This window comes from Fusobacterium perfoetens (assembly GCF_021531595.1).
Taxonomy (GTDB): domain Bacteria; phylum Fusobacteriota; class Fusobacteriia; order Fusobacteriales; family Fusobacteriaceae; genus Fusobacterium_B.
Window position 1 is genome coordinate 66,936 of record NZ_JADYUD010000007.1, and the last position, 12,725, is coordinate 79,660.

The 12,725-nt window shown below is 28.8% G+C and carries 16 protein-coding genes; 4 read left to right on the forward strand and 12 right to left on the reverse strand.

The window, feature by feature from the left end; translation table 11 throughout:
* Window positions 1-139: 139 nt before the first annotated feature.
* The gene (locus I6E17_RS05580; protein WP_235236109.1) at window positions 140-1,351 is read right to left on the reverse strand and encodes an L-serine ammonia-lyase, iron-sulfur-dependent, subunit alpha; all 1,212 of its coding nucleotides are present in this window, start codon (window positions 1,349-1,351) and stop codon (window positions 140-142) included.
* Between the two features lie 17 nt (window positions 1,352-1,368).
* A complete protein-coding gene (locus I6E17_RS05585; protein ID WP_176828844.1) occupies window positions 1,369-2,382 on the reverse strand; it encodes a PTS sugar transporter subunit IIC in 1,014 nt (337 codons plus the stop codon).
* 382 nt (window positions 2,383-2,764) lie between these two features.
* On the opposite strand from I6E17_RS05585, the gene I6E17_RS05590 reads away from it, so the two are divergent.
* The 4 genes from I6E17_RS05590 to I6E17_RS05605 are packed head-to-tail and all read left to right on the forward strand — an operon-like array spanning window position 2,765 to window position 4,803.
* On the forward strand, window positions 2,765-3,301 hold the full coding sequence (locus tag I6E17_RS05590) for a helix-turn-helix domain-containing protein (protein ID WP_176828878.1): 537 nt from the start codon (window positions 2,765-2,767) through the stop codon (window positions 3,299-3,301).
* Between the two features lie 57 nt (window positions 3,302-3,358).
* On the forward strand, window positions 3,359-3,844 hold the full coding sequence (locus I6E17_RS05595) for a hypothetical protein (RefSeq protein ID WP_176828845.1): 486 nt from the start codon (window positions 3,359-3,361) through the stop codon (window positions 3,842-3,844).
* Window positions 3,845-3,859: 15 nt separating this feature from the next.
* Window positions 3,860-4,330, forward strand: a complete 471-nt coding sequence (locus I6E17_RS05600) for a hypothetical protein (protein ID WP_176828846.1) — start codon at window positions 3,860-3,862, stop codon at window positions 4,328-4,330.
* A gap of 14 nt (window positions 4,331-4,344) precedes the next feature.
* Window positions 4,345-4,803, forward strand: a complete 459-nt coding sequence (locus I6E17_RS05605; protein ID WP_176828847.1) for a hypothetical protein — start codon at window positions 4,345-4,347, stop codon at window positions 4,801-4,803.
* A gap of 79 nt (window positions 4,804-4,882) precedes the next feature.
* Here the strand turns inward: I6E17_RS05605 and I6E17_RS05610 are convergent, their stop codons facing one another.
* The 10 genes from I6E17_RS05610 to yqeC are packed head-to-tail and all read right to left on the reverse strand — an operon-like array spanning window position 4,883 to window position 12,648.
* Entirely contained in the window at window positions 4,883-5,377 is a 495-nt protein-coding gene (locus I6E17_RS05610; RefSeq protein ID WP_176828848.1) for a MogA/MoaB family molybdenum cofactor biosynthesis protein, read from the reverse strand.
* Window positions 5,370-6,035 carry a molybdate ABC transporter permease subunit gene (modB, locus tag I6E17_RS05615; RefSeq protein ID WP_176828849.1) on the reverse strand — a complete coding sequence of 222 codons (666 nt, stop codon included), beginning with the start codon at window positions 6,033-6,035 and terminating at the stop codon, window positions 5,370-5,372. The genes I6E17_RS05610 and modB overlap by 8 nt, the downstream gene beginning before the upstream one ends.
* Before the next feature lies 1 nt (window position 6,036).
* A complete protein-coding gene (modA, locus tag I6E17_RS05620) occupies window positions 6,037-6,771 on the reverse strand; it encodes a molybdate ABC transporter substrate-binding protein (protein WP_176828850.1) in 735 nt (244 codons plus the stop codon).
* Between the two features lie 24 nt (window positions 6,772-6,795).
* Window positions 6,796-7,266, reverse strand: coding sequence for a cyclic pyranopterin monophosphate synthase MoaC (gene moaC, locus I6E17_RS05625; RefSeq protein ID WP_176828851.1), 471 nt, complete (start codon window positions 7,264-7,266; stop codon window positions 6,796-6,798).
* A gap of 1 nt (window position 7,267) precedes the next feature.
* A complete protein-coding gene (locus I6E17_RS05630) occupies window positions 7,268-8,287 on the reverse strand; it encodes a molybdopterin-binding protein (RefSeq protein ID WP_235236110.1) in 1,020 nt (339 codons plus the stop codon).
* A gap of 17 nt (window positions 8,288-8,304) precedes the next feature.
* The gene (locus tag I6E17_RS05635) at window positions 8,305-8,742 is read right to left on the reverse strand and encodes an MOSC domain-containing protein (RefSeq protein WP_235236111.1); all 438 of its coding nucleotides are present in this window, start codon (window positions 8,740-8,742) and stop codon (window positions 8,305-8,307) included.
* Between the two features lie 17 nt (window positions 8,743-8,759).
* Window positions 8,760-9,587 carry an XdhC family protein gene (locus I6E17_RS05640; protein ID WP_176828853.1) on the reverse strand — a complete coding sequence of 276 codons (828 nt, stop codon included), beginning with the start codon at window positions 9,585-9,587 and terminating at the stop codon, window positions 8,760-8,762.
* A gap of 3 nt (window positions 9,588-9,590) precedes the next feature.
* Entirely contained in the window at window positions 9,591-10,556 is a 966-nt protein-coding gene (gene moaA / locus I6E17_RS05645; protein WP_176828854.1) for a GTP 3',8-cyclase MoaA, read from the reverse strand.
* Window positions 10,557-10,574: 18 nt separating this feature from the next.
* Window positions 10,575-11,390 (reverse strand): selenium-dependent molybdenum cofactor biosynthesis protein YqeB, encoded by an 816-nt coding sequence (yqeB, locus tag I6E17_RS05650; protein ID WP_176828855.1) that lies wholly within the window; start codon window positions 11,388-11,390, stop codon window positions 10,575-10,577.
* On the reverse strand, window positions 11,377-12,648 hold the full coding sequence (gene yqeC / locus I6E17_RS05655) for a selenium cofactor biosynthesis protein YqeC (protein WP_235236112.1): 1,272 nt from the start codon (window positions 12,646-12,648) through the stop codon (window positions 11,377-11,379). Before yqeC ends, yqeB begins: the two co-directional genes overlap by 14 nt.
* Window positions 12,649-12,725 lie beyond the last annotated feature (77 nt).

Genomic DNA, 12,725 nt, shown 5'->3' on the forward strand with positions numbered 1-12,725 from the left:
GTATACAACAAATTTTGTTCAAATTGAACTCTTTATTTATAATTTATAGTAAAGGGGAACAGCCTGAAACATAAAATATGTTTCAGGCTGCTCTAAGATTATATTTTTATGGGTTGGGTGACTATTTATAACTAAAATATTAGTCTTTTAAAAATTGTTCATAATATTTTGCTAGACCGCCAATTGATGTCTCTTTATATGAAGGACACATATCTTTTCCTGTTTCCTTCATTGTTATAACAACTTGATCAAAACTTATTGTATGAAGTCCATCTGTTGAAAGAGCATAATCAGCTGTATTAAGAGCTCTTACTGCAACAATAGCATTTCTTTCAATACAAGGAATCTGTACATATCCACCAACAGGATCACAAGTCATTCCAAGGTGATGTTCCATTCCCATTTCTGCTGCATACTCTATTTGCTCTAAAGTTCCTCCAAGGATATAAGCTGCCATAGCTGCTGCCATAGAACAAGCTGCTCCTATTTCTGCCTGACATCCTGCCTCTGCTCCTGATATAGTTGCATTTTGTTTTATAAGATTTCCAATAAGTCCTCCTATAGCAAGTGCTCTTAAACAAGTTGTCTCATCTAATTTATGTTCTTCTCTCATTGCTCTAAGAAGACCAGGAATTACTCCCGCTGCTCCACATGTAGGTGCTGTTACTATTGTTCCTGCACTGCTGTTTTCTTCTGCAACTGCAAGAGCATAAGCAAATATCTTCTTAGTTATAACATGATAATTATGCTGACCTTTTATTTTGTCATAAAATCCTTTAGCTCTTCTTTGAAGTCTAAGTTTTCCAGGAAGGATTCCATCTTTTTCTATTCCTGCTGAAACTGCATTATGCATAGTATCAAGAATATCTTTTAAATGATTCCATATTTCTGGCCCTTCACATTCTTCAACATACTGCCAAAGCTCTTTGTTATTTTCTTTACACCATTTAATGATATCATCAAGTGTATTCAATTTATAAACTTCTTCTGTCTTGCTTCCTGTATCAGAAAGATCTTTTATAGTTCCTCCTCCTACTGAAAATACAAGCCATTCATTTAAAATTTTTCCTTCTTCATCAAGGGCTATAAATTTCACTCCATTTGTATGATATGGATGAACATATTCAGGCATCCATACAATTTCTGTTTTTCTTGGCTTTAAAGTTTCCTCTATAATCCAGTCTGTAAGGTGCCCTTTACCAGTTGCTGCAAGACTTCCATACAATTCTACTCTGAAGCTGTGAGCATTTTCATTTTCTTTACTGAATTTTTTTGCAGCTCTTTCAGGTCCCATTGTATGAGAACTTGAAGGTCCACATCCTATTTTAAATAATTCTTTTAAACTGTCCATACAGCCTCCTGTAATTTTTATCCTCTTATATCGTGAATAGTTTTTATTTTATAATTTTTGAATATTAAAGATCCTAACCAACCTGCAAATATTCCTGCTGCTGCACACATAAGTGCTACTTTTGTTACTACTATAGGGTTGTTAAATCCATACATAACCATAAGTCCTGCTATTGGTGTAGCTGTTCCTGTTGCTTGATTTACAAGTCCATAAAGTGCAACTATTGTTCCTGCTAGAGCTCCTCCTATAAAGTTTGTAACATAAACTGGAATAGGGTTAGCTGAAATTATATCTGCTTGTGTTAAAGGTTCAATAGCAACTGCTATTGTTGTCTTTTTATCTCCGAATCCCATTCTATGGAAGAATACTCCATTCATAAATGAAGATCCCATTACTGATAATGCACCTATTGCCATTGGAGTTCCTGTAAGTCCAAGCATAGCTGTAAGAGCCATTGAAGAAAGAGGTGCTGTTGCTACTACAGTTATAATTCCTCCTAAAATAATTCCCATTAAAATAGGACTTGCATGTGATGCACTTTCTAATATTCCACCTATATTTAAAAGAGTTGAGTTAACTAATGGTGAAGAATACATTGCAATAGCTCTTGAAAGAGGTGCTGCAAAACATATTGTAACTATAAGGTCTAAACCTTGAGGGACTCTTTTTTCAATTTGAGGAACGATAAATGATAAAGCATATCCTGCTAAAAATCCAGGAAGAATTCCGTATCCTGCCACTGAAACTCCTACAAGAACTGCATAAGTAGGATTAACTCCTAAAGCGATTGGCACTAAAGCTGCTGCTGCAACTCCTCCCATAGATCCTGCTGCTGCTCCTACATCTTTAAGAAAAGCAAATCCTAATAAATCTCCTCCAACATAATATTGGAAAGCTTCCACTAAGAAACTTGCTGTTGCTGCTCCTGCTAAAGCTCCCATAGCTTTCATACCTTTAGGTGCTTTTAAACTGAAAAGAGAAAATCCTGCTAAAACTATTAATAACAATATTGTACCTTTTAAAATTTCCATTAAACAAACCACTCCTTATCATTATTTTTGTTAAGTATATATAAACATTTTTTAATTATACTTTATTTTGAAACTATTGTTCTCTTTATGAATGATAGTCTTTTTTTAAAGACATTTTTGAGTATACCATACTCTAAAAATAATTACAAATAATTTTTTCAGTATTCTGAAAATTTTTATTTTTTTTTGATATAAAAAATTCACTCTAAACACCATTAAACTTAGGATTTCCTTAATCTTTTCAAAAAATAAAAATTTTTTATTTTTTTTTTGAATTTATTAATTTTTTTCAGGAAAATGAACTTCATGTAATTCAAAGTGTATTTTATTTTTTCAATATATGCTATAATAAGACTAATTATTATAATGGAGGTTTTAATTGATGACTTTAGGGGAAAGAATTAAAAAATATAGAAAGAAAATGAACTATACATTAAAAGAACTGTCAGATATAACTAAACTTTCTGTAGGTTTCTTAAGTAATATAGAAAGGGATTTAAATAGTCCTTCTATAAGTAATCTTCAACAAATATGTCAAGCTCTTAATGTAAATCTTATGGAAATAATAGATGAAAATGCCAGCGAATCACCTGTAACTAGACTTGAACAGCGTCAAGAAATATTTTCAAATCCTAATTCTCAAGTAAAAATAGAAAATATAATAACCGGTAAAAACAGTCTTAATGGAATAGTAATAACTATAGAACATAAATCAGCACAATATAGTGATATGTCATGGGGACATTCATATGATGAAGTTGGAGTAGTTATTGAAGGAGAATTAGATATAGACCTTGATGATGAAAAATACAATCTGAAAAAAGGAGATACTATATTTATAAAATCATTCACACCTCATAGATACAGAAATCCTATAGATTGTAAATCTGTAGTTTACTGGTTCTCTATGAGAAAATAATTTCAGTATACTATAATTTCACTATAATATAATTTTAAAAGGGGAGGAGTTTGTTAAATGGTATTAAATTATTTTATTATCATACTGCTTATAATTCTTTGTGCTTTATACAGTATGTGGTCATCTGTTTCAGAGGCAAAAGTAAAGCATATAGAAAGAAGAAATAAAAGTATTGATAAAGTAGTGGCAAAAGGTTATAAAATTTCAAAAAGATGGGACTGTAATGCAATAACAATTTTTTCAGACAAAAAGAAAAGAGTTTTAAGTTTTTTAGTAATGGCATGGAGAAAAGATACAATTTACGATATTCCCATTGATAGTATAAAAGAAATTACAATAGGATCTGTTGGAATTGTTAAAAAAAGTAAAATGAGAACTCTTATAACTCAAATTTATCTTAATATTGAAACAGAGCAAGGAACTTATGTTTTAAGAACACTATATGTAAAAGGAATTGGACTGAGAAAAAGTTCACCTCATGTTGCTTATGCTCAAAAATGTGCCGAAGAAATAAGAGATTATGTTTACAGTTTAAAAAATTAATCTCAGGAGGATAGTATGAGAATATTTACTGCTATTTTTATTGTTTTTATCCTTTTTATTTTTCTTAATCTTTTAACAGGATATATGAATTCCAGAGTCCTTATGAAAAAGAAAAGAGATAAAAAATTAAAAGATTTTGAAAAAGAAGGTTATAAAGTTTCAAAAAGATGGGATTGTAATGTTATGACAATAGTTATTGACGAAGAAAAAAAAGTTATCGGCTGTGTTGTTTTAGGTCTGACTTCAAAACTTTATATCATAGATATAAAAGATATTACTTCACAACCAGAAGTAAAAACTTCTGGAGTTCTTCCAAAATTTACTACAAATGTATGTGTAGTTTTTAAATGCAAAGACAATAATTTCTATTTTTTAAGAACATTAACTATAAAAAAAGGATTTGGTGTTTTTGAAAAAAGTAATACAGTAAAAAAAGCTATACAAAATGCAGAAGAAATCTTAAGAGTTTTAAAAGATTACAAATAAATTTAGGAGGAAAAATGGAATATCAAATAAATCATAAAAATTTCATAAAAAATAAAATTTATTTAAAAATCTCACCTTTTAAAATTGATCTTATATACAATAATAAAAAAATAAAAGGAAAAAGAGGAAAGTTCTTTCTTAAAGATGATAATAATAAGGAAAGAGAAATAAAACTTGTTGATTATCTTATAACTTCTCCTTATGTTACTATTGATAAAAATGAAAGAGTTAATGTTCTTTCTCCTGTTCCATTGTATGTTTTTATCTTTCTTGTTCCAGCTCTTCTTATGATAAGATTTGGAATTTTAGGATGGGTACTTGGAGCTTTAACAGTTTATTCTGTCAGAAATATTAATACAGATACTTCAAAAACTATATTAATGAAATCTCTTATGAGTATTCTTGCAATTGTTATTTCTTATATTATTCTTATAGCTCTTATATTTGCATTAAATATATTTGTATCCAAGTAGTATTTATATATTTTATTATTATCCATATACATAAAAAAAGAGGATTTGCATTTTTATTATATGCAATATCCTCATTTTTTTATTTTCTAGCACATTCAGAGGCAGCACCTTTTAAAATATCCAAAGCATGAACTAGAGTATCAATTACAAATCCTAGATTTTCACATGCTCCTTTTGGACTTCCAGGTAAATTTAAAATTATTGTTTTATTTCTTATTCCACAAACACCACGGCTCAGCATAGCTCTTTTTGTTATCTGCATAGACTCCATTCTCATATATTCTGCTATTCCTCTTGCCTCTTTTGTTATTACAGAAAGAGTTGCTTCTGGAGTAACATCTCTTTCTGAAAATCCTGTTCCTCCATTTGTTAAAATTAAATCCACATCTTCCATATCTGCAATCTCTTTAAGCTTATTAACAATAATAAACTCTTCATCAGGTATTATTGTTTCAAGGACTGTTTCATAATCTTTGTGGGCATCAACCATTTTCTTTAGTTCTTTTCCTGTTATATCTTCTCTTTCTCCTCTTGAACCTTTATCACTTATTGTCACTATTGCAACTTTATACATCTCTTTCGTCTCCTCTTTTTTTCAAAAAATTATATACAAACATTATTACTATGCTTATCCATAGTACTATTAAGACGAGAAACATTGCCTCTTTGTCTTCTCCATTTTCAACAGCTGAATAAATTGCAATAGGAAGAGTTTGAGTTTTATTTGGAATATTTCCAGCAACCATTAAAGTTGCACCAAATTCTCCTAAAATTCTTCCAGCTCCTAAAACAATTCCTGCAATAATTCCTCTCTTACTCATTGGAAAAACAATATCCATAAAAAAATGATAATTATTTGCTCCAAGAAGTTCAGCCTCTTCAAAGTATTCTTTATCTATTGATGACATTGCAAGTCTTATGCTCTGGTAAACTATTGGGAGCGACACAATTATCCCTGCAATAATTGCTCCATAAACAGTAAAAGTAAATCTTATTCCAAAATAATCATAAAAAGGTTTTCCAATTATCCCCTGAACTCCAAAAACAGAAAGAATAAAATAACCACTCACAGAGGGAGGAATAAAAAGAGGAAGAGTTACAATAATATCAATAATATTTTTTATTTTTTTAGAGAAATATCCGCTGATAAAAATTATTACAAGAGATAAAAATGTTGTTATTATTATTCCTATAAATGCAATAATAAGTGAATTTTTTACTACAAAAAACATTCTACATCACTATAAAACCATGTTTCTTAAATATTTTTTTAGTCTCATCTTTTCTTAAAAATTCAAAAAAGTTTTCAGTTTCTTTATTATTATTTAGAAGTGCTAAAGAATATATTATTTTATCATGTGAATTTTCAGGAAATTCAGCAACAACTATTGGATTTTTCATTCTATTTTTGTCTGAGTCATAAATTATTCCAAAATCAACCTCTCCAATTTGTACATATTGAGCTGTTGCAGTAACATCTTTAGCATAAACTATTTTTTCTTGATTTAATGTTTCAAAAATTCCAAGATTTTTAAGTGATTGTAAAGTATATTTACCAACAGGAGCTGTTTCTGGATTTCCAACAGCAATATATACATCACTGTTTTTTAATCCTTCAATAGTTTTTATTTCACTCTTACTATATGGACTTTTTACTAAAATAAGTACATTTGACAGAAAATCATAAGCATTTTCTTTTTTTATAATATTTTTGTCAATAAGCATATTAATATTTTCTTGATTTGCTGATATAAAAAGATCTACAACAGCACCTTTTTCTATCTGTGTTCTTAAAGTTCCTGATCCACCTAAATTTAAAATTATTTTATCATTTGATTTTTTCTCATACTCAGGGATTATCTCTTCAAGACAATTTTTAAGACTTGCTGCAGCACTCACTACTATTTCTTTAGAAAAAACAGAAACAGACATTATTATACTAAATATTAAAATAAATAATTTTTTCATAAATCTAGCCTCCAAAACTCTTAATCAAAAATGAAAATCTCCGCTCTTCCCTCCAGTTTTTGAAATAAGATGAATATCAGAAATAACCATTCTTTTGTCTATACTTTTACACATATCGTAAATTGTAAGAGCTGCTATACTTACACCTGTCAAAGCTTCCATTTCTATTCCTGTTTTTCCTACAGTTTTTGCTGTAGCAAAAATATGAATTTCACTTTCTTCTTCCATTATTTTAAATTCCATATCACAGCCTGTCATAAAAATAGAATGACACATAGGAATAAGGTCACTCGTTTTTTTCATTCCCATTATTCCTCCAACTCTTGCAACCCCAAGAACATCTCCTTTTTCTATCTCTCTATTTAAAAGCTTAGAAATAATTTCTTTTGATACTTTTATTTTCCCAAAAGCTGTAGCTGTCCTTTGTGTCTGATTTTTTTCACTCACATCAACCATATGAGCTTTCCCTTCTTCATTGAAATGTGTAAAATCCATTCTATACTCCCTTTCCAAATGAGCAATGAGGAAAATGACAGACTTCGCAATCTAAACATAATCCGCCATGACCATATTTTGCAATATCTTCAAAAGTTAATTTTTCACCTGCTAATATTCTTGGAAGAACTAAATCAAAAACAGTTCTTCTTGCATACATAACACAACCAGGAAGACCTAAGATAGTCTTTCCGTTTTTATAAGCTATAAGAAGCATTGCTCCTGGAAGAACTGGTGAACCATAAGTTACAAGTTCTCCTCCTGTTTCTTTTATTGCTGTTGGAGTCATATCATCTGGATCTACTGACATTCCTCCTGTGCAGATTATAAGTTCTGCATCGCTTTCAAGAGCCTCAATAAGATTATGTTTTATCTTTTCTTTATCATCAGGAGAAAAGACATGAGATATAACTTCGCAACCATATTCTCCAACTTTTGATTTTATTACAGGCCCGAATTTATCTTGAATTCTTCCATAAAAAACTTCATTTCCTGTTGTAATAACTGCTGTCTTTTTAGGATTAATTCTTTTTATTGAAATAAATCTTTTATTACATATTTCTTCTAATAATTTTATTTTTTCTTCACTTATAACAAGAGGAATTATTCTTGTTCCAGCTATTTTTTCACCTTTTTTTACAGGAGTATTATTATGTATTGTTGAAATTATAATTTCTCCTATTGAATTAGCTTTTAAAAGTTCATCTGTATCAATAGATACAATACCATCTTCCTCAGCAAAAAAATCAATTTTTCCTTCTTTTACTTCTCCAAAAACAAGTCCATCTCCTGCAATATGATTTTTTATTCTTTCTGCAGCCTCATTTTCATGAAGAGTTCCTTCTTTTTTCTCCCAAACATAAAGATGGTCTTTCCCAAGTTTTAAAAGTTCAGGAATATCTTCTTCCTTAATAATATGTCCCTTTTTAAAAGCTACACCTTTAAATTCTCCTGGAACAATTCTTGTAATATCATGGCATAAAACGGTTCCAACTGCATTTTTAGTATCTATAATTTTCATCTTTACCTCCAATTTAATTAAAGAACAGTTACTATATCTCCTTCTTTTATAACTCCTCCTTTAACGACTTTTGTAAAAATTCCTTCTCTTGGCATTATACAATCTCCAACTCTGTGGAAAATTTCACAATGAGAATGACATTCTTTTCCTATTTGAGTTACTTCAAGAATAACTTCATTAATTTTTATAACTGTTCCTACAGGAAGATTTCTTAAATCTATACCTGATACTATTATATTCTCCCCAAAAGATCCATCAATAACATCTCCACCTCTTCTTTTAAAATCTTCTATTTTTTCAAAAGAAAGAAGGCTTATCTGTCTATGCCAATTTCCTCCATGAGCATCATTTTTAAGTCCAAATCCCTCTATAACTTCACATTCGTGTATATTTTTTTTCTCTGTTCCTCTTTTTTCGCTTATACACACAGCCATAACTTTTCCCATATTTTCCATCTTATTCTTTACCTCTTTTAAATTAAATTATCAACATCTATTTTTCTTATATCTTTCATATGTATTGCAATTTTTTTATTTTTTACAGCAATAATTTCAGCCATAATTCCAAGAGCTATTTCTTTTGGTTCTGAATTACTTATATCAAGACCTATCGGAGAATAAATTTCTTTAAGTTCTTCTTTTGAATAACCTTCTGATAAAAGTTCTTTATATGTTGAAATTACCTTTCCCTTACTTCCAACCATTCCAATATATTTAGGAGAAATTTTTTTATCAAGAATTGCTTTTAAACATTGCTTATCATTTTCATGACCTCTTGTTACAATTATTATATAAGAATTCTCATCTATAGAATAATTTTTTACTGTTTCCTCCATTTTTCCAAAAATAAGTTCATCTGCCTTTGGAAATCTTTCTTTATTTATAAATTCTTCTCTGTCATCAAAAATGACAACATATTTATTTAAAAATTTTCCTAAAGTATAAAGCTCTGCTCCAAGGTGACCTCCTCCCATTATCAAAAGCTTTTCTCTTTTAGCAAATATTTTTATATATACTCTTATAAAACCTCCACATTTCATATGAAGGTTTCCTGTTTCAGTAAGTTCAAAAGATTTTTCACAGCTACTATTTTTATTTATTGCTTTTAGTGATTCTTGGATAATTTCATATTCTAAAGCTCCTCCTCCAACTGTTCCTATAATAGAACCATCTGAAAAAACAGCCATCATAGAACCCTCTTTTCCAGGACTTGAACCTTTTACTTCCAAAACTGTCACAACTGCTACTTCTATTCCTTTTTCAACTGCATCACTCACAGCTTTTAATATTTTGCCTTCCAATATTTAACCTCCAATTTGGTTCATATTTTTCATTTCTTCATCTTTATTTTCTTTTCCAAAAAGATGTTTTTCAGGCTTCTTAAATATTTCATCTTTAAGAATATCTTTTATAATTTCTTTTCCTGCACCTTCATCAAGATATTTTTTAATATTTTTATGTCCATTTATATTCAAACATCTCTTAATGTTTCCATCTGAAGTTATTCTTATTTTATTGCAACTTTCACAAAAGCAACTGTTTACTGGACTAATGAATCCTATTTCTCCAATACTATTTTTTAACTTGTAGTATTTCGCAACTCCTTTTATTTCAAAGAAATTATTATTAAATTGAAATAAATTTTGCAATAAATTATAAATCTCTTCATTTTTTATTCCAGTAAATTTTCTTCCTTGCCCAACAGGCATAAGTTCTATAAATCTTACATCTATATCTTTTTTTAAAGTAATTTCTGCAAGAGATTTTATTGCATTTTCATTTATTCCTTTTAATATTACAGAATTTATTTTTACTTTCAAACCACAATCGCTAGATTTTTCTATTCCTTCAAGAACTTTTGAAAGTTTTCCTCCTCTTGTGATTTCTTTAAATTGATTTTCATCTAAGGTATCAAGACTTACATTAATTCCTGAAAGTCCTGCACTTTTTAGTTTTTCTGCCTTATCTGCTAAAAGGATTCCATTTGTTGTTATATAAATTTCATCAATTCCAATCTTTTTTATTCCAGAAACAATGGAAACAATATCTTTTCTTAAAAGAGGTTCCCCTCCTGTAAGTCTTATTTTATTTATTCCCATCTCTTTTGCTGCCTCAGCAATAGATAAAACATTCTTTTCTGAAAGAATATTTCTTTCATTATATTGCTTAGGAGAAAAATCCTCAGGAAGACAATATATACATTTTAAATTACAGTTTTCTGTAAGAGATATCCTTAAATAATTTATATCTCTGCCATAACTATCTTTCATACTTCCTCCTGTTCATTACTATTTTTTAACAGATAGTCTGTTCATCAAATAAAACAGTGCCTCTGCCACTCCTCCTGAAATTGTTCTTGCCTTATCAGATATTGTATAACAATTTTTTAACTCTTCTTCTCTTGGATCAATATCACTTATTTTTAAACCTTTTTCTACAATGCTTCCCTCTCTTATCATTCCCCTTATAAGCCCTGTAAGAGAAGCATATACTGGAACACTATCAATATAAGCTATAATTTCATCTTTTTGTACGATACTTCCTATATCATGAACTATTTTTAACTTTCCTGAAGCAGGTGCATGGATTACTCTCTCTTTTCCATATCCTTTTATTATTCCAGGAACTCCTGTATTTTCTGCTGCAAATCCTTCAAAAATAATTCTTCCTAAATTATGTCCTCTTTGAGTTTCTATAACTACATCAACATCTTTTCCAGCTTCAAAACCAGGTCCAAGTGCAATAGTAATAGGAGCAATACCCTTTCTCATCCCTAAATTTTTTTTAGCAATTATTGCATCAATAACTGCAATAGGTTTTATCTTTGAAACTATCTCCATCTGAGAATCAATATATACAGGAATTCTTCCATCAGCCCAAATATTTTTTATTTCATCTAAATTATCTGCTCTTTCTGAAACTATACCTTCTAATAAAAATTCTTTTTCATAAACAGCCTGCCCATAACAAACTTTTCTTCTTATAAAATTAGGTTTTTCTATCTCTAAAACTAAAACTTTAAATCCCATATTATGTAATCTGTTTATTGTACCTGAAGCAAGATCTCCTCCTCCTCTGACAATAACAACTTTATTTTCTATCATCTTTAAATACCACCTTTAAATTTTCAAAATCTTCTTCTGTATCTATATCTATAAATGGTTTTTTATCAAAAAAATCTATAAAATTAATGTCTTTTTCTTTTCTTATTATTTCACGCCCTCCAATATCCCCTGAAAGAGATAAAAGAGCTTCTTTATATCTATTTGGAAAAATTACAGGAGAAAATCTCTCTCCTGATACAACAGGAATTGTTATTCTGTTATCATATTCTGAAATTATTTTAAAAATTACTTCCTCTGAAAGAAATGGCATATCCCCTGTAAAAAACATAATACTTTCATTTTTTATATTACTTGTTCCCAGCTTTATGCTTTCACTCTGCCCTAAATAGTATCTGTTATTCTTCAATGAAATAACATTATATTTTTTACATATTTCAAAAACTTCTTGATCTTTGTAAGTAACAAAAATTTTTTTAAAAGGAAATTTTATAAGTTTTTTTAAAAGTATTTCTATCATTGGAATACCATCTATTTTTTCAAGTAATTTATTTTTTCCAAATCTTTCTGATTTTCCACTTCCCATAACAACTGCTGATATATTATTTTCAAAATATATTTTCCTTTTTTTCACAGAACCTAAAATAAGATTCTGGACTTCTTTTTTTATTTCTAAACCCATCTTAAACTCATCTAAATTTTCTATTCCATTTAAAAATATTATTTTTTTTCCTGAAAAGTTTCTAAAAAATTTCCCTTCTTTTATATATGATTTTAAAATTTCAAAATCTATGTATTTATTTTTATAAAATTTATTATTTTTGTCCATATACATATTGTATCTATGTACATTTTCTTCTGAAAAAGAAAGACCAAATGCTTTTATATTAGCAACACCTATAATATTATCTGTAAACGAAAGTATACATGGCTCGTCTTTTCTCCAAAATTTCATAAATTTTCTTTTAGAACCATCTCCCTCATAAAGAATATAATCAAATAAGCTTCTCTGGCTTAATATTTCTCCTTCAGTTGGAGATAAAAGTTTTCCATTTTCTATCTTACTTCCAAAGATGAAAATATTTTTTCCTGTTCCTTGAAAAACTTCATTTGTTTCTGTAAGAAAAAGTTTCTCATATTTTTTTTTATCTGGCTCATATATTTTTGTTGTAGTAGTTACAAGAACTTTTCCATATTTTGAAAGTTCTTCTGCTAAACAAAATATAAGTGAAGTTTTTCCTCCGCTTCCTGTTATTCCTGTTACTGTATTTTTTTCTATTCCAAAATTTTCAAAAAACAAAGTTTTCACCTTTTCAAATTTATACTACTACATTTTATTATACAATCTCTGCAATAATTATTCAAGTTTTCTTAATA

Bases quoted from the DNA above. Each gene is read 5' to 3' on its own strand.
- I6E17_RS05580 (WP_235236109.1), bottom strand. From the start codon at position 1,351: ATGGACAGTTTAAAAGAATTATTTAAAATAGGATGTGGACCTTCAAGT.
- I6E17_RS05585 (WP_176828844.1), bottom strand. From the start codon at position 2,382: ATGGAAATTTTAAAAGGTACAATATTGTTATTAATAGTTTTAGCAGGA.
- I6E17_RS05590 (WP_176828878.1), top strand. From the start codon at position 2,765: ATGACTTTAGGGGAAAGAATTAAAAAATATAGAAAGAAAATGAACTAT.
- I6E17_RS05595 (WP_176828845.1), top strand. From the start codon at position 3,359: ATGGTATTAAATTATTTTATTATCATACTGCTTATAATTCTTTGTGCT.
- I6E17_RS05600 (WP_176828846.1), top strand. From the start codon at position 3,860: ATGAGAATATTTACTGCTATTTTTATTGTTTTTATCCTTTTTATTTTT.
- I6E17_RS05605 (WP_176828847.1), top strand. From the start codon at position 4,345: ATGGAATATCAAATAAATCATAAAAATTTCATAAAAAATAAAATTTAT.
- I6E17_RS05610 (WP_176828848.1), bottom strand. From the start codon at position 5,377: ATGTATAAAGTTGCAATAGTGACAATAAGTGATAAAGGTTCAAGAGGA.
- modB (WP_176828849.1), bottom strand. From the start codon at position 6,035: ATGTTTTTTGTAGTAAAAAATTCACTTATTATTGCATTTATAGGAATA.
- modA (WP_176828850.1), bottom strand. From the start codon at position 6,771: ATGAAAAAATTATTTATTTTAATATTTAGTATAATAATGTCTGTTTCT.
- moaC (WP_176828851.1), bottom strand. From the start codon at position 7,266: ATGGATTTTACACATTTCAATGAAGAAGGGAAAGCTCATATGGTTGAT.
- I6E17_RS05630 (WP_235236110.1), bottom strand. From the start codon at position 8,287: ATGAAAATTATAGATACTAAAAATGCAGTTGGAACCGTTTTATGCCAT.
- I6E17_RS05635 (WP_235236111.1), bottom strand. From the start codon at position 8,742: ATGGAAAATATGGGAAAAGTTATGGCTGTGTGTATAAGCGAAAAAAGA.
- moaA (WP_176828854.1), bottom strand. From the start codon at position 10,556: ATGAAAGATAGTTATGGCAGAGATATAAATTATTTAAGGATATCTCTT.
- yqeB (WP_176828855.1), bottom strand. From the start codon at position 11,390: ATGATAGAAAATAAAGTTGTTATTGTCAGAGGAGGAGGAGATCTTGCT.